Raw genomic sequence first — 21,721 nt, 5'->3', positions numbered from 1 at the left:
GCTTCGTTCATTCCCGCGCTTCGCTAGGAAACTTGCCTGCGCCTTCTGAGTGGGCAATTATCTATGCGGATTGATATAACTGGTGCACCTTTTGCCTCTTCTTTCACGTACTAAGGTGTAGCTAAAAATAAAAAGTGCCTACTCATATATGCAGGAGCCCCGTCAGCCGTGGACAGCACTCAACTTCTTGAAAACCAGCAGGCAATAGCAATAGCCGGATTAGTAGGCGTTGTTATTGTGCTCTTCATTGTTAAACGACTTATTTTGGTGCGTTTGAAAGCTAAAGCGCGTTCAGAAAACAGCAGTATGTCTGATATCTATCGCGTGCTTGTGCTGTCGTTAAATGCCCCACTTAATTTGCTTATCTGGGTTATTTTCCTGCTGTTGGTTAAAAGTATTGTTTCAGTATTTCAGATAGAAGATGAAGGGGCGATTAAAGCGCTAACCATTGTTATCGAAGCTGGCCTCATCATTACTTTATTTCTCTTCTTCGAGCGTTTTGTCACTTACTCGTTGAGTCGTTATCGCGACCAGTCAACCATAGTTAAAAATACCAGCGCAATTGCCGGTGGAGCAGTTAGAGCGCTTTTCGCTGTATTAGCAATTTTGATTATATTAAGCACCATGGGGGTGTCGGTAACACCCATTGTTGCATCGTTAGGCATTACTTCGCTCGCAGTAGCACTAGCGCTACAGCCAACGCTTGAAAACTTCTTCTCGGGTATTCAGTTGGTAATGGATAAGCCCATTCGTATAGGCGACTTCATCGAGCTGGATTCCGGAGAACAAGGTTTTGTAGAGAAAATAGGATGGCGCTCCACGTGGGTTAGAATGCTACCTAACAACATCGTGATCATGCCTAACAGTAAGTTGTCTAATTCAAAGTTGATTAACTACTACTACCCTGAACGCGAACTGTCGGTGCCTGTTGAAGTTGGCGTGCATTATAGCTCTGATTTAGAGCATGTTGAAAACGTATGTTTAGAGGTTGCCAATACTATTCTAGAGCAGCACGAGTTTGGTGTTGAAACTTATCAACCTTTTGTTCTGTTCCACACTTTCGACAATTCTAGTATCAACTTAACAGTGATGCTGAGAACCCGCGAATACTTTAACCGCTTCTTCATAAAGAGCGCCTTTATAAAAATGCTTAAAAAGCGTTTTGATGAAGAAGGGATTGTCATTCCATTTCCAATTACTGCGCTTAACCTAGACCAGGAAGGTGCAGCTCAATCCACAGAGAATTTAACGCCCAAAGCTTAAAAATCTCGCTAAATATGACTTGAGCAAATGATGTCTCAGACTTCTGACGGGGAGTTTTTGCCAAAGATAATCAACATGCGTTTATCCTTATCGCTCTCTTTTCTATACACCGTTTATTTTCACCGAGTGATTTTTGAGTCCTTAAAAGATACCGGTGGTAATTTGAGTTGTATTCTCTTTTCTATAAAGAAAATTAACTTTAAGTTTTTCAAGGTTATACCGTCTATTGTATATTTTTTGTTATATTTATTAATAATTTATTATTAATGCGATTGTTAATTATTTCCTTTTGCCTGCTACTATCTTTTTTGCTACCGGTGGCAAATGGGCGGTAATTAAGTTCCGTTAGTTCGCGTGAAAAGAAGAACTAATTGATGTTGTCTTGTTGAGTAATTGAAGCAGTACGCCCTTCTAATTATTAATCTAAGGACAAAAAATGAAAAAGAACTTACCGATATTTCAATCGACGATAATTGCATCATCAATTGCCTTTGCCGTCTCTACGTCTGCAGTTGCTTCAGGTTTTCACACACAGAACGGAGGCACGACAGGCGGTCAAGGTGGACAAGTAGTGCAAGCTTCTACGGGTAAACAAATTCACGAAGCATTGTGTAATAGAAACACCTCAGAAACGCCAATCATTATTCAAGTCTCGGGTACAATCAATCATGGTAATACTGAAAAAGTGTCTGGAGACAGCTGTAATACCGCAGAAGACAAAATTGAGTTAAAAGACATCGCGAATGTGACACTTATTGGTGTAGGCGGTGGCGCTACATTTGACCAGCTAGGTATACACATAAGGAATTCCCAAAACATCATTATAAGAAACGTTCATGTTAAAAATGTCAAAAAATCGGGCTCACCCACGTCAAATGGCGGAGACGCGATAGGGATAGAAAAAGACGTTCGCAACGTATGGGTTGACCACGTAACCTTAGAAGCTAGTGGTGGTGAAAGTGATGGTTATGACGGCTTGTTCGATGTAAAGGATAACTCGAAATACATCACCTTATCTTACAGCATTTTACGTAACTCAGATCGAGGTGGTCTGGTAGGTTCAAGCGAATCACAAGTTAATAACGGTCCGATCACCTATCACCACAATATCTTTGACAATTTGAACTCGCGCGTTCCCCTTGTAAGGGGGGCAACAGCTCACATTTACAATAACTACTATGACGGCGTTCGCTCTTCAGGGATTAATTCCCGCGCAGGAGCCGAAGTCAAAGTAGAAAACAACTATTTCGAAAATAGTAAAGATCCACTGGGTACGTTTTATACAACAACTGACGGTTATTGGCAGGTTGCGGGAAACACTTTCGGAAGTGGCGTAACGTGGAGCGACTCAGACAGTGACTATGAACCTGCAGGGCCAAACGTTCAATCTACAGCATCAATATCTATTCCCTATAGTTACTCGCTAGATGGGGCATCTTGTATACGAGATATTCTTGAGAACACCGCTGGTGCCAACAAAAATCTTGCAGTATCAGACGGTAGCTGCGGTTCAACTGGTGGCGGTGGCGATACCGGAGGTGGTGATACAGGAGGTGGCGACACAGGGGGAGGTGATAATGGTGGCGGCGATGATAATTCAGGAGGTAATCCGCCAAGCGGCACCAACTTAGCGTTAAATGCACAATCTGACGGTAGCTCTAAGTACAGTGGAACAAGTTACGGGAACGTAAGGGATGGGGATGTATCTACTTACTGGTCTCCGAGCGGAACGACGGGAAGAATTAGCATCAAACGCTTGAATACGACAGTAAATACTGTACGGGTAATTGAGACCTCTACTACTCAAGGTGCGGTAACTTCATGGCAACTTGTGAACAATGACACAGGCAGCGTATTGGCATCAGGAAACTCAATTCCAAGTACTATTTCGTTTTCAAATACCAATTTGGATAAAATCAACTTTGTCATCGATTCTGCGACACAACGACCACAAATCGCAGAGTTTGAAGTGTATTGAGATTAAGTCGGTTGCGCTTGTTCTGAACCTTTTTAGGTGACTCTCGGTGAGAGTTTATTTAACTCAATAAAAAAGCCACGTTGTGTAACGTGGCTTTGTTGCGAGTACGTTAACCCATCAAAGGTGTTAGAAGGTGTAACGTGCAGATACGCCTAATAGGTCAACATCATCAGCTATAACGTAAGTTGCGCCGAAAGAGAATTGTGGTGTAAAGAAATAGTCTGCGCCAATTTCAAAAGCTGTTTCGTCGTCTTCAATGTCGATATAGCGGATAGCACCGCGAAGCTCAAATTGCTCTGACAGCATTGAACGAATACCGGCAGTAATGCCATAGCCATTGTCGTCAGCTTCAGCAGAAGCGAAGCTTGAGTCTAGGTCAACATCCACATACTCATACGTCAACTCACCAAAAAAGTCAGTTGTTGTAGTTAAACCATAGCGGTAACCAACCCCTGCAGAGATATAGTCAAGTTCACCGTCAACACCATATTCGTCTTCACTCAACTGACCATAACGACCTGTCAGGTATACATTTTCGTTAAGTGATTTGAAGCCTTGAATTTGAAAACCGGTTGGCTCGAAGTCGCCTGCGTCTTCAATATCTGCTTGTACGTATCCAGCTTTAACGAAGTCATATGAAGGCGAAGCTGCGAAAGCATTTAAAGAAAGCGCGCCAAAGATACTGGCGAGAATAGTACGTTTCATTGTTTCTAATATCCTTTTAACAATAATTACTCCCAACCACTTCGGGAGCCTCATCATTATGGGGATGGATTTTAGAAATCAAATGGGCAACACGACTCGATTTTCACTATTAAACACCTTAAATGGTGTACGTTTTATCATTGCAACGGCATTGCCGTACAAGAGCTGAGTTAATTCCTCTTCAGTGTTGTACAGATGAGGATACTTGCAACGCTTAAGCTGCAAGAGGACAAACAAAAAGAAATGATAGGTTCTAGGGTAATTAAGGTCACCGCGTAAGCGCCTATTGCTGCCCCTGTTAGGTGAAAAAAGCCGGTTAGTGCCGCTAAAAAACCTGCGGATTTATCAGAGTAGCCAAGCATGATAGTTACGCTGCAGGGCATTGCAATACCAATAAAAAAGAAGGTGATATAGCAATAAGTCAAAATACCCATTAACCCTTTTATTGCGAAGGGGGAAATAAGTAACCAAAAAAGCACAGAAAGCACAGCGATAAACAAGCTTGAATACTTGAATTTAAACAATGGTGAAACAGAGGCTAGTCGAATATTGATTATGCTTCCCATCACAAGAGACAGCGTGGCTAGAAGCGAATATATCGAGAACACAGTTTTGGTGAGTCCGAATTGCTGCATTATCATTGACGGCGAGATGGTAATGAAGCTAAACACAATGCCATAAAGTAGTCCGCTGGCCATCCCCACTGAGACGATTTTCATCATTGTGCTTTTAATAAGCGCTAAAGTATCGCTAAAGACGTTCTCTGAGGTTGTCGGCATATACTGTTTGAGGGTGGTGGAAACTGAAAACAGTAAAAGTAAGGCGAATACTCCCATTACTAGTACAAAATAAAAGATAGATGAAACTCCGAAGGACTCGCCAATTAGTGTACCTACTAGTGGCGCTATTGCTGGCGCGATAGCGAATGCAATGTTGATAAACGAAAGTGAAACATTCAGCTGCTTTTCGCTAAATATCTGACGCGACAGTCCGCGCGATACTGATACACCAACCCCACCGCCTAAGCCTTGAATGACTCTTCCTACAAGAAAGGTATTTTCTTCGGTGGCAAGTGCCACCATAAGCGTACCGGCGATGAATACAAAGACTCCATACAGTAGAAACTTTTGTTTGTTTAGGTAGTCGCAGGCGACACCAGACACTAACTGAGAAAGTGAGAACGCGATAAGAAACACGGCCACGCTTTTTTCAATTATTCCCACATAGCTGTCGTATATAGCAGCCAAATCAAAAAAGAAGGGGCTATAAATGCTGGTAGAGAGTTGGCCAAGAATAGACAAAATGGTGAAGGTTACCGTCAGCGAATAAAACGTATGGCGTGACATGGTGTGCTTCATCTAAGGGGAACCAAACTATGGGTAAAGAAACAGTGCAGTTAGGCTACAGATTTGGTGTTACAGTTTTAATAAAGACGCTTTTTTTGAATTTGAGAAAACTGATATCGTGATGATATAAGCGAGTGGTGACTAGTAATTCTAGAAAAAATGGTGGCCCCACCCTGACTTGAACAGGGGACCTGCCGATTATGAGTCGGATGCTCTAACCAACTGAGCTATGGGGCCATTTTGAGATGTGCTGTGCAGTTTTCAATGCAATTTGCTATGCATAACAACCACAAGCGAGCGCAAGTATAAGCAGTTTTATTTGCCTTGTCACGCCTCGCTGGTGGCTTTGTGATTTGTTTGCTTTATTTTTGTTCACTAAGCTGTAGTTTATGTGCCTTGTTTGGTAATTTTACACGTCGCCACCCAAGAGCTAATGCCAAGCCTAATATGCTAAACAGAGTCGTAGAACCGCCTCCACCAGAGCTATTTGAATTAGTATCCGTTGGCAAGCTCACTACACTTTCGTTTACGGTAACAGTAACGGTGTCGCTGGCGCTAACTCCAAACTCATCGGTTGCAGTTAACGAAAAAGTTAAATTGCTTTGAGATGATGGGGCGGTAAAAGACATGGTTAATGTATCTGCATTTCTGATGGTAACCGTGTCGCCGGCGGTTTGCATCCATTCTACGCTTGTTAACGCGCCTTCGGGGTCTTGGGCGCTTCCCGTTAATTCAACGCTGGCTCTTACATCGGTTTCAACATCTGTTCCTGCGTTTACCACAGGGGCTTGATTGCTCTCATCGTCTTTTATCGTAATCAGCGTTTCTACCACACCACCTAGAAGATTTGTGTCTTGTGCAGCAAGTACTAAACGAAATCGTTCGTTGTCTTCTTCGGTAGTATCGTTAATAAGCGCTATATTTATAGTCTTCGAACTGGTATCGCCGTCGCTCCAAGTTAGCGTGCCGCTTTGGCTGACAAAGTCTTCATCGCTCACTGCTGTGCCGCTTTCCAGTGAATAGTTCACACTTACTTCGCCTTCACTTCCGCCTTGGCGAACAATGTTTAACGCAAGTTCAGAGTCAGTCTCTAAAATAGTGCGTTCGCCAGTGCTTAATTCAATTTTTCCTTGCTGTGCAGTACCGTTAATAGTGACTTGAGCATAGCCGCTACCAAAGGTGATGCCTCCTCCTTGTGGGTTAAATAATCTGACGAAAAATACTTCATTGCTTTCAGTATTTTCATTAGCGCTGATGCTTAACGTGATGTTTTTAGCCTGTGTTTCAGATGCACCCCAACTGAGTTCTCCAGACGCTAACATTACATCGCTGCTGGTGGCTGAACCCGCTATTACTTCATACGCAACTGTCATAGCCCCGGTACCTGTCTTATTAACAGGAAGGCTTAAGGTTGTATCAGCATCCGTTTCATAATTAGCCTGAGAGAAGCCCGCGACTGTTGTTGCGCTTAACGTATTGTCTTTTAATACAAACAAACCGCGCTGAATATCACTAACCAAAATATTACCGCTAGGTAGAAACGGGTATACGCCCCACGCACCATTAAAGTTGGTGCTGTTAAAAGCAGGGTAGGTGTCGAAAAAGCCTGCTTCTAAAGGCGCGGTAGGATCTGAAATGTCTAGTACCGTTAAGCCACGCTCATAGTTAGACATATAGTAGCGGTTACCTCTTACGTAGCCGTTGTGATCGATAGTGCCGTTGTCACTGGTCCAAATGCTGGCAAGCACTGGTGTTGTGAGTGATGAAATATCAAAAATCATAACCCGGGTATTTAAGCTGAAGTTTCGCTCGTCCAACTCATCGTGAACAAAGGCATATTGCTTGTCTTCACTAAACCAACCGCTATGGGTGTAGGCAACCTCGTTATAACTAATACTACTTAGTTCAGAGGTACTATTTGTGTTCGTGTGATCCCAAAGGCGCATTGCATCTTCATTGAAGTCAAGCATAACCGTACATCCATCAGCCGTAGCATTTACACAGTCAGTTTGCGCTCTTGCGTCGGTAACGCGCATAGATGACGCATCGTGCGTATAGTCGGCACGTGTGAGACCGCTAGGTATGTAAGATGCCGTTGGTGTTTGTGGGGAAGTGAGCGCGTATGAACGAAAGGCGCCGCCGTTACTATCCTGGCCAACCAAATGCAGCTGAGGCGCAGCGTCATTTAACGGTGTGTTTAGCGTGTAATCTACGTTAGAGATGTAGATATTGTGTGCACGGTTATCGTCGTTAATCCGCTTCGTTAAGCTAATACCATTAGGGAGGTCGTTAAGGTCAATGATGGTAAAACCTTCTGTTACGCTATCGGCACTGGCATAGGCATACGCTTTAAAACGCCCCGCAGCGCTATCGAAATACTGATAGACTTTAATGTCGCGCCATGTCGTACTTTGACCGGTAATTTCACCTACTACTACCGGTGCTGTTGGCTCGGTTACATCTACAACGGCAATGCTGGCCTGCATGCCAACAATGGCATATTCTCTACGGTTGTTTAAATCGACGTGCCCCCAAATATCGTTGGTACTATTTGATACCGACGACAATACGTTAACAGGTACGTTAGAGAGTAGATCGATATTGCTGCATGGGAAGTCGGCAGCCGTGCCATCTGTGCAAGCTTCATTTGCACTGACTTCGGTACTAAGGACCATGTGCGATGATGCCTGTGCTTGAAGGGAAGACGCGGCTTTTCCGTCAGTTATACTGTCGAACCCTTTTTCATAAAGGGCTTCTGATAAATAGGTAGGCACATTAACTAGTGTAGTTTTGTGCAAGGCAGGCTTCTGTGCCTGGTAATGATCTTCACGAGAAAAGCCTCCTAATACGGGTAAAAGACTGTCGTTTAGAACTTGTGCATGCTGAGCGTTGTCGAAATAATATTGGCCTTCAGCAACGAGAATTTTGTCGCCTTTATTGGCCTGTCGCGCGGCATAGCTTAACGTTTTACAGGGCCTGAAACGGTTGTCACACTTGCCCGCGTCCACGCCGTCTTCGGCAACAAAACGCGCTTTGTCATGGTCTGTGTGTGCTTGTGCACCTTGACTCACAAATGCTAATAGCAGCACTATTAGCGTTAATGGGAATGCATTCATCTTGTCGTCCGCGCAAGTGTGTAATTAGAAAAAGGTAGTTTGTATAAAAAACTACCAGATATCCAAAGGAAGTACATACGTAAATGAAAATGCCTTTTCGCATGAGTGTCATGCCTTCGTTACTCTTTGCGGCGCTAGTGTCGTTAACCGGCTGTGATGTCATTAACCTCAAAGGAAGAGAGCCTGGTGAAATCCCGTTTAAGTTGGTGGGAGTCGATACGGGGGCATGTCCAATGATCATGAGTATTGGACAACAGCGATGGAATATAGATTACTTCGGTTTTTACCTTAGCAAGCCAGAAGTGCGCATTGATGGTAAGTGGCAGCGAGTTAAGTTTAAACAAACCCAATGGCAGACGCCGAATATAGCATTGCTAAAGTTTCACAATAAGTGCAACAACCCTGATGATGCCAATAGCAAAATTGTATTAGATGTATCGGAAGAGCTTTTAAAGCTGTCCACAAACTTGCGCTTCACTATGGGTCTTCCCTTCGACGATAATCACGCTAACCCGCTTACACAGCCTTCGCCATTGAATGACAGTACAATGTTTTGGAGCTGGCAAAACGGTCATAAGTTTTTGCGACTGGATGTATCTAAAGGCTCAGAGGAAACACGCAAATGGTCTTATCATTTAGGTAGCGTGGGTTGCGATTCTGAATCAGCAGTCAGGCCACCTGAAAAATCGTGTGCTTTCACAAACCGGGTGGAGTTTATTCTGCCGATGACCCAGCTTGATACTGATTTAGATTTGGAAGTATCAGTGTCTAACATTGTCGCGCAAGTTGATATAAACGAAGCGCCAAGTTGTATGTTCGAGTCTCCTGAAACTGAGCCCTGTAAAAAGCTCATTCAGAATTTAGTGCACAGGCCTTGGATTAAGTGGCAGTAGCGGCACTTTTAATTTGCACTAGAAGGCGAGCTCTGCTCGCTTTCAAGGCGTCAATTATGGCTCTTGTTACAATGATTTTAGGAGCGTGCAGTAAATCGCCCACGCCTTACATTTGGAATTTGCCTCACAATATTCCACCGCCTCCCGTTCCCGCAGACAATCCTGTGACCGAAGAAAGCGTAATTTTGGGAGAGAAGCTTTTCTTTGATAAGGGCTTAAGTGCTAACAACACGGTTTCATGCAGCAGCTGCCATGAACCAGAGCATGCTTTCTCTGAACCTAAGACGGTTTCAGTAGGCGCGAATGGAGACGCGCTAAACCGTAACGCATTAGCGCTAGTAAACGTGGCTTACAATGCATCCTTCACTTGGGCGCATAACAACTTAGAAAGTATAGAAAAACAGCTGATGATCCCGCTTTTTAATGAACATCCGGTGGAAATGGGCGTAACGGGAAATGAAAAGCGTATATTAAAGCGCTTTGAGGGCAGCGAATATCGAGCGCTGTTTGAAGCGGCTTATGGTGATGACACACCCAATTTAAATAATATCGTAAAGGCGCTCGCTAGCTACGTAAGAAGCTTAGTGTCGTTTAATAGTGCTTTTGATAGCTATGCTTACGCTCAAGATGACGATGCACTAACCGCCCAGCAGCTTGAAGGTTTGAATCTGTTTTTTTCAGAACGCACTGAGTGCTTTCACTGCCACGGAGGTCTGAACTTCACTCAATCGTCGAAGCATAGTTTTCAACCTTTTGCGGCTCAGCCTTTCCACAACACTGGCCTGTATAACGAAGATGGGAAGGGCAGTTATCCGGAATCGGACATGGGACTTTACAGCGTTACCCACAATAAACAAGACATGGGGAAGTTTAGAGCACCTACTTTGCGCAATATAGCCCTTACTGCACCCTACATGCATGATGGCAGTATTGCCACCCTTGATGAAGTCATTGAGTTTTATGCTCGTGGGGGAAATCTGGCTGAAAGCCCTAACCCTTACCGCAGTCCGTTCATAAAAGGCTTTGCGATTTCTGAAGATGAAAAGGCGGCGTTGGTTGCATTTTTGCGCAGTTTAACCGACGAGCAATTTGTAAAAACACACACTACACGCAAAAATTAGCGATTTATTGCTCATTTTGTGTAATTTATGTTTATACTTTGCACACATATATCAACCAAATGCTTATGTGCTGATTGTTAACATCGTGATAAACTCAATCACTTACATTCTTTGTTAATAACTATAAAGCAGGTGAGCGGTCGCGGAGATGAGAATGACTGAAAAACCCTTCATTACAAGTGGTCGAAATACCATCATTCATAAAATAAGAAAATTAGATCTATTGGTGATCAATGGTGATGAACATCCGCCAATTCTTGTTACTTATAAAGGTATTAAGCAGTACGAAGGCAAAGTGCCTGAAAACAAGCGCGATGCCAAGATGATGGACATGGAACTAGTAGATGTAACTACTAGCGATGTGTTTGGCGACGAAAAAACATTATTGTTCGTACAAACCCTAAATGGGAAAGAGTATAAAATCGATTACTCTAAAATTGGGACGAGCATGTTTATTAAGATTCACCAAGACAGTATTTTCTAAAACTCACCTTACCCCATATTGGGGTAGATGTGTTTTTAATTAATGGGGTTAGGCAATCTGGCCCCAGTTATCTGCCTTGAGTGAATTGAACCCTCCAATTACCCTTCCTTTTCCTTTAAGCTGTACGTAATGCTTTTTGAAAATGTTAAACCGGCAGATGTCCACTGGCGTGACTTCCGATGCATTTACGCCACTTACAACACCTGCAGTCTCCAACCCCTCAGCAATTAACTCTGAACAGAACCAGCTATTAAAGTCTTCTTGATTGTAGCTTATGCTGCCGAACAGGGGATGTTCATCAATCGCGTCCACTGCTGAGCCGAATAGCTGTAGCACGTCGTAAGGTTTCCCGTCTTGTTCAAACATGAAGTTAAAGAAGTCTCGCTTATTTTGCTCAAAGATACTTCTTGACGCGCTAGACAAGGGCAGCCACCAAATATCACCGTCATAAGATGCTACTCGCTCGCTTAGTCTATTGGTCATTACCCCTCGCTTTCCTTTATACGATGTTGCTTCCATGACTTGATTAAAATATCGATTAGAATCTTCATCGCGCATCTTCGTTTGCATAACTATTGCCACATGCGTTACCGCAGAGCGTGTCGTGAGTTTGGTCCAACGAGAAAATAAGCTATTGCCGCCAAATGCGATGATGTCACCAGGCTGCATATGCTCTCTAATAAGGTGATATTGTTGCTGCTCTAACATGGCTCTTCCTTGAATACGTGTTAAAAAATTAGATTGTTGTCTGCACCGCTAGGCGGGCAAGAGTATTTGCTTATGATTTTCCACTTTGCAATGTATGCATTTATAAGAATGTTGCAAAGTGTGTGTTAAGTACGACTAATAACAGTTTAGACCGATTATTAAACCTTAGCTTTTGTGTACTTGTCGCAACGTCTCAAATAGCGGTGCTTTAACGTTTTTATAGCGTGAATTTTACAAAGTTTCACTAATTTAATGGTGCGGGGACAAAAGAGGTAGTCACCGCGTTGCCGAATATTATCAGAGGAACTTGTTATGTTTATGTCACGCCGTGTTACCCAACTTGCTTTACTAGGAATAACCTTGTCGCTTACTGCAACAGTAGCGAATGCCGCCCCGTATCCCAAGCATGTAGAAAAAAACTTAATTGCAGTGTGTGAAGCGGTAAAAAGCGATAGCCGTTTGCGATTGCATCGCGCTGTGAAAGCGACGGGTTTTAAAATGCGATATATCCATGAAGGATTAGTGTGCAACGGGCAAGACATGCTTACTTTTGCACTTACTCATAATGCATCTAAAAACGCACAGCTGATTGCTCGTCGCATTAATGCTAGCCCTAGTGTACTAACAGCAAAACGCTAATGAAGAGTTTTCTACCCTGGCGATTGGGCTATGCAGCTTATAGCCCCTTTTTCGCTTATTTTTACTTTTCGCTGTCTACATCCCATCACTTATTAAGACTGGGATAGATAACACTGACAGCTATTACTGCTTGCACTTGCAAGGGATCGCAGATGATCGCACTGGTTTTTTTACACTCTGTTTCTATGCAAAACTCACTTTGCAAAATGCTAGAAAAGCTAGACGTATTCAGTCACGTTTATGGCGCACAATCTGTAGGCCATTGTCTTGCGTTAGCAGAGAAATATCCTCAGTCCATCGGTTTCTATTCAGTCTCACAGTCAAGTCGAAACCTTGCATCACGATATTGGCTTGCAGTAGGAAATAAAGACGAAGAAGCGCTGTTAGCTTTTTCTCACAACGCGTCAGGATTTGTTAAATCACCACTTGAAGAATCCCAAGTATTAAACGCTATAGAGCATGTCAAAACCAAGTACCATTTTTATGAACGGGACTTTCAATTCAATATGCTGGTTAAGGGACTTTGTGAACAATATGGGGTGTCTGAACCTGCGCTTCTAGCTACATTGCGCCAGCAATTGAACAAAAGTGCTCAGCCAAATGTTGTTGGGATACGCGCTGAAAACGGGTGGTGTTGCTTAAATCCAGCAGAGATTAAATGGATTGAAGCTGCAGGTGACTACATGTGTGTTCAAACGCTCTCAGAAAGCTACGTTGTCCGCACCACCTTGTGTGAATTACTTAAGCGTTTGGGAGAGCAGAATTTTAAACGCTGTAACCGCTCTGTGGCGGTCAACGCAAAACATATCGCGCACCTGGAACAAAAACTCAATCAGCAGCGAGTTGTCATGCAAGGTGGCGAAGCGTTCAAGATTACTCACAAGTATTACTATCAGTTTTGGCTAACAGACTGAACGTCAAATCGCATTTCAGTGCAACATTCTACTATACGACCATGGTACTGCTGGTGGTCTAACTCGCTTATCGTTACACTTACTCACTGAATTTTGGGAATAAGTACTAGGACCTGCTAGGCCTAATAAGGAGCGATAGTGCGAGATGTAAGAAACATGATAGTGGGCGCAGTTTTAGTGTTTGCTGCTTATTATCTTGGGCTAGTTGTCGTTAATGTGAGTGCCCTTCCTATTCCAGGCCCATTAATGGGCTTATTCCTTTTACTCGCGATGCTTTTTCTTTTTCCTCAGCTTGAGGTTCACACGGCGCGCTTTGTTACTTTTCCCTTGAAGCATATGTCCTTACTGTTTATTCCAGCCGTACTTGGCGTATCTATTTATTGGGCTGACATTCAGTCCAATGCACTTGCCATTGCTATCGCGATTATTGTGACGACCTCGATAAGTTTAGGGATAACCGCTTGGTTTTCGCAGCAATTGTTTAACAGCAAAAGCGGCAGCGGCTCAGATGTGGCAAGCAAGGGTGGAAAGCAAGAATGAAGGAGGCTCTACATCAAGCATTTAGCTTAACGGGGTTATTGTGGCTTAGCGTTTCAATAATTGGCTACATTATTGCTCTTTGGGTAAACAAAAAATGCAAAGGTCACCCGCTAGCGCATCCCATTGTCGTTACCGCGCTGATTGTGTCAGCTGGCCTTTATTTAACTGAAACAGGGGTTACTGAGTATCAACAGGCGGCTTCTTTGTTGCATTGGTTGCTAGGGCCTATCACTGTGGCATTAGCACTACCCATTTACAGACAATGGCAAAAGCTAAAGCACTACGGCTGGCGGTTAATGGCGAGTATTGCTTTTGGTGGCATACTCGCGCCTTTCACCGCGTGGCTTACTTTGTTTGCACTAGATGCACCGCGTGCAATACAAATTACCATGTTAGCTAAATCAATCACCACGCCCCTTGCTATGGAGTCGAGTGCGCAGGTTGGCGGCATTCCCGCATTGGCTGCCGTTTTTGTCATTGTGACGGGTGTAGTTGGAGCCATTGTGGCTACTGGTGTGTTTGCGATCCTCAATGTACAAAATCGACAGGCGCAAGGTATTGCTATGGGCACGGTGGCCCACGCAATTGGTACAGCCAAAGCTATTCAAATGGGGGAAGACGTGGCGGCGATGGCGACTCTAGGCCTTTGTGTAAATGGTATATTTACTGCGTTGGCACTACCTGTCATTTTTGGTTTCTTTGTTTGAGAGCTTTTTTCGTAACTTGGCGTTCTATCTATTCGCTGTGATTTAGTCTGACCAAGCCTGCAATCACCCGCCTTGACTAAAAGGTGCACAAGCTGCTGTAAAAACGCGTAGCAAAGAATCAACGCGCCGTGATGTTTGTAAGTAAAAACGTGCTGGCAATATTCCCCAAAAGTGCTATTTCTTAGTGAGGTGTTTCGTATCACTATATGCTCGGTATCTATTCAAACAAAAAGTAACCGGGTTACAGCGAAGTGTAAGTTAACTCAAATCGTTACTTCAGTTCACAGTAGTTGTGCCGATACAATTGAAATTGCTAGAAAATACCGGCGGTAGCTGGTTTCAAAAGCTAGGTGGTAAAAGAACTTAATGTTTTCTGTACTCGTATGTGACGACTCGTTAGTTGCGCGCAAGCAGGTGGCTAAATGCCTTCCTCAAGACTGGGAAGTGGCCGTACATTTTGCGAAGAATGGTCAAGATGCTCTATCGGCTCTCGCTGAAGGAAAGGGCGATCTTCTATTGCTCGACCTCAATATGCCCGTTTTAGATGGGTACGGCACATTAGAAGCAATTCAGAAACAAGGTCTTAAAACCAAAGTTATTGTTGTGTCTGGTGATATTCAGCCTGAAGCTCATGAAAGAGTGACATCGCTTGGCGCTTTGGACTTTATTCGAAAGCCGGTGGATCCTAAGAAGCTGGCCGAGGTACTAGATAAATTCAACATTCTTCATGTTGAAGAGGAAGAGCCGGAAGAAGTTTCACCGCTAGACCCTGAAATCCGCGATTGTTACCAAGAAATCACTAACATAGCCATGGGGCAAGCGGGGGATCATTTAGCCCGCACCATGAACGTGTTTGTTGAGCTGCCTATTCCCAACGTTAATCTAATTGAAGTGTCTGAACTTCACATGATGCTTTCTGATATTGAGAGCCATGAACAAGTTACTGCGGTATGCCAAGGCTTCTTAGGGCCAGGTGTTAGTGGTGAGGCATTGTGTATTTTGAGCGACTCAAGCTTTGACGACGTGGCTAAAATACTCAATGTAGAAGGCGAAGTTGACGATCAACTTCAGTTAGAGCTGCTTATGGATGCTGCGAGTATTTTGATTGGAACCTGTTTAACAGGGTTGGCCCATCAAATGGACATTAACTTCAGCCAAGGTCATCCCATTGTACTTGGTCAACATCGTGCCATCACTGAAATTATCAGCATGAACCAAATAAAGTGGAAGCGAACCTTGGCGATTGAGCTTAGCTATGGCTTGGAAGGCTACAATGTTCAGTGTGATTTGATTTTGTTGTTCACGGAAGAGTCTATGAAAATGATGAATTCTAAACTCGCCCACTTGTTGGAGGATTTTTAATGAGCCAGCATTTAGATGAGTTACAAGAATTTCACTGGATGATGGACATGCTTCAAACGGTAGACGTTGGCATTGTCGTACTAGACCGCAACTTCACCGTGCAAGTGTGGAACGGTTTTATGGAAAGTCACAGTGGGCTTTTGCCGAGTGAAGTAAGAGACAAAACGTTATTTTCGTTATTTCCCGCAATCAAAAAAGACTGGTTTATTAAGAAAGCTAAGCCCGTTTTCGACCTAAAAACCCGTGCCTTTATGACATGGGAACAACGCCCTTATTTGTTCAAGTTTCCAAACTACCGGCCGATTACAGGTAGTGAGTCATTCATGTACCAAAACATTACACTTTCTCCTCTTACTTCTGCGACGGGTAAGGTGGATTTTATCAGTATGATGATTTACGACATGACTGATGTAGCGGTAGGTAAAAAGCAGCTAGAAGCGCTACAAGTAACAGTGTCTGAAGCGCAAGAAGCAAGCTCACAATCAGATAGAGCAAAGAAAACCTTCTTATAACCGCTACGTGTAACCCGTGAGAGTATATTGTTTATCTTGCGGTTCTATCTACATCAAGTTTTTACTCGCACTGAGCATAGAACAGCGGCACAGAGTGCGATGGGAGTACGTATGCAATCAAGTTCGTCTTCATTTTCAAGCTACCTTCCTCGCACCGTAATACGCGGGCTTGCAGTTATTGGTGGTGCTTTCATTCTAGCAGCCTGCGGTGGTGGCGGAGGCGGAGATGGTGACTCTAGTGGTGGGGGATCTGGCAATGGCAACTTAGTTGTTAATGCAGGCGCTAACGCTACCGTAACGGAAGGCGTGATCTATTCACTAAGTGCACAAGTGAGTGGTGGTGATGGCACGTACACGTACAACTGGAGCGCTTCTCCATCGCTGACCATTACACATGAAGACACCAGCGCTTCTGCAGCGAGTTTCGTCGCGCCGTTAGTTAATAGCGCCACTGAATACACGCTTACCGTCTCGGTAAACGATCAAAGCGGTAATACGGCTAGTGACTTCACGATAATTACTGTTGCGCCGGTAAACATAGCGCCGGAAGCAAGTATTGATGTGCCTGCGTGGGAAGGCCTTCCAGCAAATACTTTCCCAGGCGGTGTTGAAATTATTTTTGATGGCACGGGAAGCAGCGATACTGACTCATCTACGTCCGATGGCGAAATTGCCGATTATGTTTGGTCTCAAACCAGCGGCACTAACGTTATTACGGGGGTGGAAACGAACCTTTCTACCTTAACAATTACTACGCCTATCGCTAACGAGTCTCAGGAACTCACTTTTCAACTTGAAGTAACTGATAGCGAAGGTGCAACCGACGTAGACACAGTGACAATCTCAGTGCAGTCTGAAACCGAGACACTGCCTGTGGTTGATGCAGGCTTCTCGCAAGGCGTTTTCAGTGGTGAGGTGGTTATTTTGGATGGTGAAGCAAGCACCAGTATTCCCAGTGCTTTACCGCTTACTTATTCTTGGGAGCGCAGTAACAACGTTACATCTAACAATGGGGCAAACACCGGAGTGGCAGCTCGCCCAGTAGATGACAACGATGCACTATCTACGTTTGCTATTGCCCCTTCCGTATCCACCGCGACTGTGGTGGCCTATACACTTACTGTAACAGACGCTAACAACAACAGTGTTGAAGACACCATTAACGTTAGAATACGCCCCATGCCGACGCCGCTATTGAACGACACGGGATTTTTGCAGCAAGCCACTAATAATGCGTTAACAGAGGCGCAGCAAAATGATTTTCCTGGCCAAGACGGACAACGCGGAGCTGATATTATTGAACAGAATGGCTTAATTGAAAAAGCTGGGCGTGGTAAAGCTGGCTTCGACTTTACCCGTTTAAATGCCAATGGCGACGAACAAGACGCCAGCGCAGATACGTGGTCGTGTGTTCGTGACAATGTCACCGGATTGGTGTGGGAAGTTAAAACTGACGATGGGGCATTTCAAGATAAAGACTACACCTATTCTTGGTACAGCGAAGAGGTAAATGGCGGTTTTGAGGGCGACCAGACAGGCGCGAATGCAACGTGCTTATTAACCAGCTGTAATACCTCTGCATATGTACAGGCGGTTAACGCACAGGGGCTGTGTGGTTTTTACGACTGGCGGCTACCTACTCACCATGAACTCTTTTCGTTAATGCATTTAGGCATTGCCGACGACGTGGCCATTGATGAAGATTACTTTCCTAACACCGGTGCAGTCTCTACCGAGCCCCTATGGTATTGGACCTCAGTGCCAAGTGCTGATGGGGTAAACAGTGATGATGCACAAAATGCATGGGCATTGGATTTTGATTCAGGTGTCGATAACTTTCTTAATAAGTCATCAGCGGCGCGTGTTCGTCTTGTAAGAGCAGGGAGATAGTCATGAGCAATAAAGTTAATAAATCCGCTCAACGCGTACTAAAAAGCGCAGTGCTAACTACACTCAAAATGGTTGCAACCTCGACGTTGCTTGCTAGTGCATCGCTTTCAGCTTTCGCCCAAGAGTGTCTGTCTGACGGACTAGAAACCACGCCCAACGATAATTTTGAAGCAGTGACTACCAGTACTTTGTTGGATACCACCACAGATTTAGTATGGAGACGATGTTCCGAAGGGCAAACTTGGGACGGCTCAACATGCAGTGGTGAAGCGGTGAAGTATACGTGGCAGCAGGCGCTACAACTTGCGCAGCAGGCGAGTAACGAAGACCTGCTAGGATGGCGCTTGCCCAACGTTAAAGAGTTGGCCACCTTAACGGAACGCGACTGCGTACGCCCGGCGATTAATAGCTCCCTTTTCCCAGCTACGCCTCCGGATGATTTTTGGACTTCTACCCCTTCGGCAGATGATCCAGACAGAGCCTGGGTTGTTGCGTTCTTTAATGCGAGCCATTCGATTAAAGAGAAAGACCGTTTCATTTACGTTCGACTGGTGCGCACCTACACCAACGAATAGGTGTAGATAAAGATCTACACCGCTTCGTATTAGTCTTTCGTCTAGTATCTGACCCTTAGACTTTTTATCAACAAAGCACGCTCTATAATGCGTGCTTTGTTTTTTTGGTTTGAACGTCAATTTTAAAGAAAATCGACACTCTTGCTTAGAGCCTGTTGACCTTTGGTGAATAACAAAAGTCTACAGGCCCTAGTATCAACCAGCGTTTTGAGTAGATTGATAATATCGACATGTTCAACCTGATTTTTAGCACGTTAGACTCATGATGGCTTTTTATTTCCCAGTAAGCTAGCCACAATGTTGGTATGAAAATGATATCGAGCCTTAAGGCTGCCCTTTTTACAATTTGTTTATTCGCTGGACTTAGCACATCGGCGCAGGCTGAATATACCTGTAATATCGATTTTGCTTACGGTATTGCCGTTAATAACGAACAGCTTCGCGTAATGGATAAAACCCGCACCGTAGTTCAGATTAATGACCAAAACCAGCTATTTGTAGGTGGACGTTGGCAAACCTTGAATGAGCAAGAACGGCAGTGGCTAGAAGAGTATTCTTCAGGGTTACACTATGTAGTACCAAAAATGATTATTTTGGCCACTGAAGGTGTAGATTTAGCTATTGATACCATTGAGCATGTTTACTTAGGCTTAGTAGGCAGTGATCACGACAGCTACGAGCGTTTGAATGCTGCTATGAAGCGAGTTCAAAACCGCGTGAAAGATAAATTCAGGCATGCCAGTAATCATTATTTTATTGGCCCAGGATCACTGGAAAGCGTTGATGAATTTGTGGATAGTGAAATTGAAGCACAGCTTGAGGAAGCAATTTCTACCTCTGTTGGCGGTATATTATCGGCAATCAGCGGCATTAACACCGGAAGTGGCGAAGTAAATCAAGAGAAAGTAGCGGAAATTACTCGTCAGCTTAATAACGTGGGCGAGCATCTTGATGTGGGTGATAAAGCCACCACATTGCGTAAAAAGGCAGAGTGGTTTTGTGAAAAGCTCAAACGCTTAGACGTAGCGGAAGAGAACCTTCGAGCAAGTGTGCCTGCATTCAAGCCTTACAATATCATTACGCGACATGATAAGAGTGAAAACTAGTTGAAATAAGTATTACGTGTACTAATTCTGGTTAAAGACTGAAAAGCCTGCGTGAGCAGGCTTTTTTGATCTAGCTTTTTGGTTGGCTCAAATGGGCAAGATTATACGAAGCACGACAGCAGAGAGTTGAGATATCTACGGCCTTTAGCAGTTACCTGCCAGTGATTATCTGAAATAGAAAGCAGCCCTTGGTGATGAGCATCAGACAGTGCGCGTTTAACGTCATCCGTTAACTCAGTACCTGTGAAGTCACTAAAATCACTCATCGGGCAAGGCTCAACTAAACGAAACCTATTCATAAAAAACTCAAACGGTAGGTCGTCTGCACTAACCAGCGTTTGCGTATCTAAATACGGGCGGCTCATTTCCATATAGCCTCTTGGATGCTTCACTTTAACGGTACGGTGAATTGTGCCATTCGTTGCATCGGTAATCTTTCCGTGGGCACCACAGCCAATGCCTAAATAGTCGCCAAAGCGCCAGTAATTAAGGTTATGGCGGCATTGGTGCCCGGCTTTGGCGTAGCCTGAAATTTCGTACTGGTGATAGCCTGCACGCTCTAAGAGGCTGTGGCCTTTTTCCTGTATTTCCCACAGGATGTCGTCGTCTGGCAGTTCTGGCGGCTTTGAATAGAAAGGCGTGTTTGGTTCGATGGTAAGCTGGTACCACGACAAGTGGTAAGGATCGAGCTCAATGCCTTGCTTCAAATCTGCCATAGCATTCTCTACGCTTTGTTCAGGTAGACCATGCATGAGATCTAAATTAAACGTAGGTAGCCCTGCGCTGTGTGCTTGTTTTACCGCATTTTCAGCTTGGCTCTCATCGTGGATACGGCCTAGCACTTTTAAATGCTTCGGCTGAAAGCTTTGAATGCCCACCGATATTCGGTTTACGCCTGCCTGATAAAAGCCCGCAAACTTACCTGCCTCGACGGTGCCTGGGTTGGCTTCCATGGTTATTTCAGCAGTGTCGCTTAAGTTAACCCGCTGTTTGACGCCGTTTAAGATGTCAGCCATGGCCTCGCTTGAAAACAAACTGGGCGTGCCACCGCCTATAAAGATTGTCTCAACAGGGCGGTCGCCAATGCGTTTGGCATCAATGGCTAAATCGTCCAGCAGGTGCGCCACATATTCTTTCTCGGGTAAATCAGATTTAAGCCCGTGAGAGTTAAAATCACAGTACGGACACTTTTGAACACACCAAGGAATGTGGATATAAAGGCTAAGCGGCGGATTACGCAAAAGTCGCTCTCATATTATCAAGCAAAATCGCTAAGGCGTTGCCGCGATGGCTAATACGGTTTTTTTCGGCTTTCTCCATTTCTGCCGCAGTGCAGCCATGAGTTGGCACGTGAAATACTGGGTCGTAACCAAAACCGTCGTTACCAGAGCGAGCAGTTAAAATTTCGCCTTGCCATTTACCTTGGCTAACTAATGGTACTGGGTCGTCAGCATGGCGCATAAACACTAATGTACAGAAGAAATGCGCTTTACGCTGGGTTTCGCCATCTAGGGCAGCTAATAGCTTGTCGATATTGGTGTCATCAGTTGCATCAGCGCCAGCATAGCGGGCTGAATAGATACCGGGTGCACCGCCAAGGGCGTCAACCACTAGGCCAGAGTCGTCAGCAATAGCAGGAAGGCCTGTTACTTGTGCCGCATGACGCGCTTTAATAATGGCATTTTCAACGAATGTTGTGCCTGTTTCAGGCACATCAGATACACCTAATTCTTTTTGCGCCACAACGTCTACGCCGTAATCTGCAAATAAAGATGCAAACTCACGCACCTTGCCTTGGTTACCTGTGGCTAAAACAATTTTTTCTGGGAATTTCATGGTGCCAGACTCCTCGTTTTTTCTTT

Annotated in this window: 20 protein-coding genes and 1 tRNA gene; 14 read left to right on the top strand and 7 right to left on the bottom strand. The window is 44.4% G+C overall.

Features of this window, described 5'->3' with window-relative positions:
- Positions 1-168 precede the first annotated feature (168 nt).
- Together MHN00_RS01685 and MHN00_RS01680 are read left to right on the top strand one after the other, a co-directional pair.
- On the top strand, positions 169-1,263 hold the full coding sequence (locus MHN00_RS01685; RefSeq protein ID WP_239300011.1) for a mechanosensitive ion channel family protein: 1,095 nt from the start codon (positions 169-171) through the stop codon (positions 1,261-1,263).
- Positions 1,264-1,699: 436 nt separating this feature from the next.
- Positions 1,700-3,241, top strand: coding sequence for a pectate lyase (locus tag MHN00_RS01680; RefSeq protein WP_239300009.1), 1,542 nt, complete (start codon positions 1,700-1,702; stop codon positions 3,239-3,241).
- Positions 3,242-3,367: 126 nt separating this feature from the next.
- Here the strand turns inward: MHN00_RS01680 and MHN00_RS01675 are convergent, their stop codons facing one another.
- The 4 genes from MHN00_RS01675 to MHN00_RS01660 form a co-directional block, all read right to left on the bottom strand.
- Entirely contained in the window at positions 3,368-3,946 is a 579-nt protein-coding gene (locus MHN00_RS01675) for a porin family protein (RefSeq protein WP_014948444.1), read from the bottom strand.
- Positions 3,947-4,116: 170 nt separating this feature from the next.
- On the bottom strand, positions 4,117-5,292 hold the full coding sequence (locus MHN00_RS01670) for an MFS transporter (RefSeq protein WP_231506417.1): 1,176 nt from the start codon (positions 5,290-5,292) through the stop codon (positions 4,117-4,119).
- A gap of 160 nt (positions 5,293-5,452) precedes the next feature.
- A tRNA-Ile gene (locus tag MHN00_RS01665) sits at positions 5,453-5,529 on the bottom strand.
- Between the two features lie 125 nt (positions 5,530-5,654).
- Positions 5,655-8,408 carry a choice-of-anchor B family protein gene (locus MHN00_RS01660; RefSeq protein WP_239300007.1) on the bottom strand — a complete coding sequence of 918 codons (2,754 nt, stop codon included), beginning with the start codon at positions 8,406-8,408 and terminating at the stop codon, positions 5,655-5,657.
- Positions 8,409-8,491: 83 nt separating this feature from the next.
- On the opposite strand from MHN00_RS01660, the gene MHN00_RS01655 reads away from it, so the two are divergent.
- From MHN00_RS01655 to MHN00_RS01645, 3 genes are all read left to right on the top strand, one after another.
- Positions 8,492-9,301: an MbnP family copper-binding protein gene (locus MHN00_RS01655; RefSeq protein ID WP_014948461.1), complete on the top strand. Its 810-nt coding sequence runs from the start codon at positions 8,492-8,494 to the stop codon at positions 9,299-9,301.
- Between the two features lie 56 nt (positions 9,302-9,357).
- Complete coding sequence (locus tag MHN00_RS01650) at positions 9,358-10,422, top strand: MbnH family di-heme enzyme (protein ID WP_239300005.1); 1,065 nt, start codon at positions 9,358-9,360, stop codon at positions 10,420-10,422.
- 154 nt (positions 10,423-10,576) lie between these two features.
- On the top strand, positions 10,577-10,906 hold the full coding sequence (locus MHN00_RS01645) for a hypothetical protein (protein ID WP_014948463.1): 330 nt from the start codon (positions 10,577-10,579) through the stop codon (positions 10,904-10,906).
- Positions 10,907-10,954: 48 nt separating this feature from the next.
- On the opposite strand, the gene MHN00_RS01640 is transcribed toward MHN00_RS01645, so the two are convergent.
- The gene (locus tag MHN00_RS01640) at positions 10,955-11,614 is read right to left on the bottom strand and encodes a hypothetical protein (RefSeq protein WP_239300003.1); all 660 of its coding nucleotides are present in this window, start codon (positions 11,612-11,614) and stop codon (positions 10,955-10,957) included.
- A gap of 312 nt (positions 11,615-11,926) precedes the next feature.
- Here MHN00_RS01640 and MHN00_RS01635 point away from each other — a divergent pair, with 312 nt between their 5' ends.
- The 9 genes from MHN00_RS01635 to MHN00_RS01595 all read left to right on the top strand — a co-directional run bounded on the left by MHN00_RS01635 (position 11,927) and on the right by MHN00_RS01595 (position 19,859).
- Positions 11,927-12,253, top strand: a complete 327-nt coding sequence (locus MHN00_RS01635) for a DUF3718 domain-containing protein (RefSeq protein WP_014948465.1) — start codon at positions 11,927-11,929, stop codon at positions 12,251-12,253.
- A 152-nt stretch (positions 12,254-12,405) separates the two neighbouring features.
- Positions 12,406-13,167 (top strand): LytTR family DNA-binding domain-containing protein, encoded by a 762-nt coding sequence (locus tag MHN00_RS01630; protein WP_239259738.1) that lies wholly within the window; start codon positions 12,406-12,408, stop codon positions 13,165-13,167.
- Positions 13,168-13,305: 138 nt separating this feature from the next.
- Positions 13,306-13,707, top strand: coding sequence for a CidA/LrgA family protein (locus MHN00_RS01625; protein ID WP_039224692.1), 402 nt, complete (start codon positions 13,306-13,308; stop codon positions 13,705-13,707).
- Positions 13,704-14,414: an LrgB family protein gene (locus MHN00_RS01620; RefSeq protein ID WP_110288404.1), complete on the top strand. Its 711-nt coding sequence runs from the start codon at positions 13,704-13,706 to the stop codon at positions 14,412-14,414. Before MHN00_RS01625 ends, MHN00_RS01620 begins: the two co-directional genes overlap by 4 nt.
- Before the next feature lie 366 nt (positions 14,415-14,780).
- Positions 14,781-15,776 (top strand): response regulator, encoded by a 996-nt coding sequence (locus MHN00_RS01615; RefSeq protein ID WP_014975809.1) that lies wholly within the window; start codon positions 14,781-14,783, stop codon positions 15,774-15,776.
- Entirely contained in the window at positions 15,776-16,288 is a 513-nt protein-coding gene (locus MHN00_RS01610) for a PAS domain-containing protein (protein ID WP_239300001.1), read from the top strand. Before MHN00_RS01615 ends, MHN00_RS01610 begins: the two co-directional genes overlap by 1 nt.
- Positions 16,289-16,399: 111 nt before the next feature.
- Complete coding sequence (locus MHN00_RS01605; protein WP_239299999.1) at positions 16,400-18,178, top strand: DUF1566 domain-containing protein; 1,779 nt, start codon at positions 16,400-16,402, stop codon at positions 18,176-18,178.
- Between the two features lie 2 nt (positions 18,179-18,180).
- A complete protein-coding gene (locus MHN00_RS01600; protein WP_080986373.1) occupies positions 18,181-18,753 on the top strand; it encodes a DUF1566 domain-containing protein in 573 nt (190 codons plus the stop codon).
- A 311-nt stretch (positions 18,754-19,064) separates the two neighbouring features.
- On the top strand, positions 19,065-19,859 hold the full coding sequence (locus tag MHN00_RS01595) for a YggN family protein (protein ID WP_014975812.1): 795 nt from the start codon (positions 19,065-19,067) through the stop codon (positions 19,857-19,859).
- A gap of 101 nt (positions 19,860-19,960) precedes the next feature.
- Here MHN00_RS01595 and hemW read toward each other — a convergent pair whose 3' ends face one another.
- Entirely contained in the window at positions 19,961-21,100 is a 1,140-nt protein-coding gene (gene hemW / locus MHN00_RS01590) for a radical SAM family heme chaperone HemW (RefSeq protein ID WP_239299997.1), read from the bottom strand.
- Positions 21,093-21,695, bottom strand: coding sequence for an XTP/dITP diphosphatase (locus tag MHN00_RS01585; protein ID WP_239299995.1), 603 nt, complete (start codon positions 21,693-21,695; stop codon positions 21,093-21,095). Before MHN00_RS01585 ends, hemW begins: the two co-directional genes overlap by 8 nt.
- Positions 21,696-21,721 lie beyond the last annotated feature (26 nt).

It is taken from the genome of Alteromonas sp. Cnat2-8, assembly GCF_022348355.1.
In the GTDB taxonomy this organism is placed as follows: Bacteria; Pseudomonadota; Gammaproteobacteria; order Enterobacterales; family Alteromonadaceae; genus Alteromonas; species Alteromonas macleodii.
This window is presented reverse-complemented; position numbering and strand designations above follow the sequence as displayed.

Bases quoted from the DNA above. Each gene is read 5' to 3' on its own strand.
- MHN00_RS01680 (WP_239300009.1), top strand. From the start codon at position 1,700: ATGAAAAAGAACTTACCGATATTTCAATCGACGATAATTGCATCATCA.
- MHN00_RS01675 (WP_014948444.1), bottom strand. From the start codon at position 3,946: ATGAAACGTACTATTCTCGCCAGTATCTTTGGCGCGCTTTCTTTAAAT.
- MHN00_RS01670 (WP_231506417.1), bottom strand. From the start codon at position 5,292: ATGTCACGCCATACGTTTTATTCGCTGACGGTAACCTTCACCATTTTG.
- MHN00_RS01660 (WP_239300007.1), bottom strand. From the start codon at position 8,408: ATGAATGCATTCCCATTAACGCTAATAGTGCTGCTATTAGCATTTGTG.
- MHN00_RS01655 (WP_014948461.1), top strand. From the start codon at position 8,492: ATGAAAATGCCTTTTCGCATGAGTGTCATGCCTTCGTTACTCTTTGCG.
- MHN00_RS01650 (WP_239300005.1), top strand. From the start codon at position 9,358: ATGGCTCTTGTTACAATGATTTTAGGAGCGTGCAGTAAATCGCCCACG.
- MHN00_RS01645 (WP_014948463.1), top strand. From the start codon at position 10,577: ATGACTGAAAAACCCTTCATTACAAGTGGTCGAAATACCATCATTCAT.
- MHN00_RS01640 (WP_239300003.1), bottom strand. From the start codon at position 11,614: ATGTTAGAGCAGCAACAATATCACCTTATTAGAGAGCATATGCAGCCT.
- MHN00_RS01635 (WP_014948465.1), top strand. From the start codon at position 11,927: ATGTTTATGTCACGCCGTGTTACCCAACTTGCTTTACTAGGAATAACC.
- MHN00_RS01630 (WP_239259738.1), top strand. From the start codon at position 12,406: ATGATCGCACTGGTTTTTTTACACTCTGTTTCTATGCAAAACTCACTT.
- MHN00_RS01620 (WP_110288404.1), top strand. From the start codon at position 13,704: ATGAAGGAGGCTCTACATCAAGCATTTAGCTTAACGGGGTTATTGTGG.
- MHN00_RS01615 (WP_014975809.1), top strand. From the start codon at position 14,781: ATGTTTTCTGTACTCGTATGTGACGACTCGTTAGTTGCGCGCAAGCAG.
- MHN00_RS01610 (WP_239300001.1), top strand. From the start codon at position 15,776: ATGAGCCAGCATTTAGATGAGTTACAAGAATTTCACTGGATGATGGAC.
- MHN00_RS01605 (WP_239299999.1), top strand. From the start codon at position 16,400: ATGCAATCAAGTTCGTCTTCATTTTCAAGCTACCTTCCTCGCACCGTA.
- MHN00_RS01600 (WP_080986373.1), top strand. From the start codon at position 18,181: ATGAGCAATAAAGTTAATAAATCCGCTCAACGCGTACTAAAAAGCGCA.
- MHN00_RS01595 (WP_014975812.1), top strand. From the start codon at position 19,065: ATGATATCGAGCCTTAAGGCTGCCCTTTTTACAATTTGTTTATTCGCT.
- MHN00_RS01585 (WP_239299995.1), bottom strand. From the start codon at position 21,695: ATGAAATTCCCAGAAAAAATTGTTTTAGCCACAGGTAACCAAGGCAAG.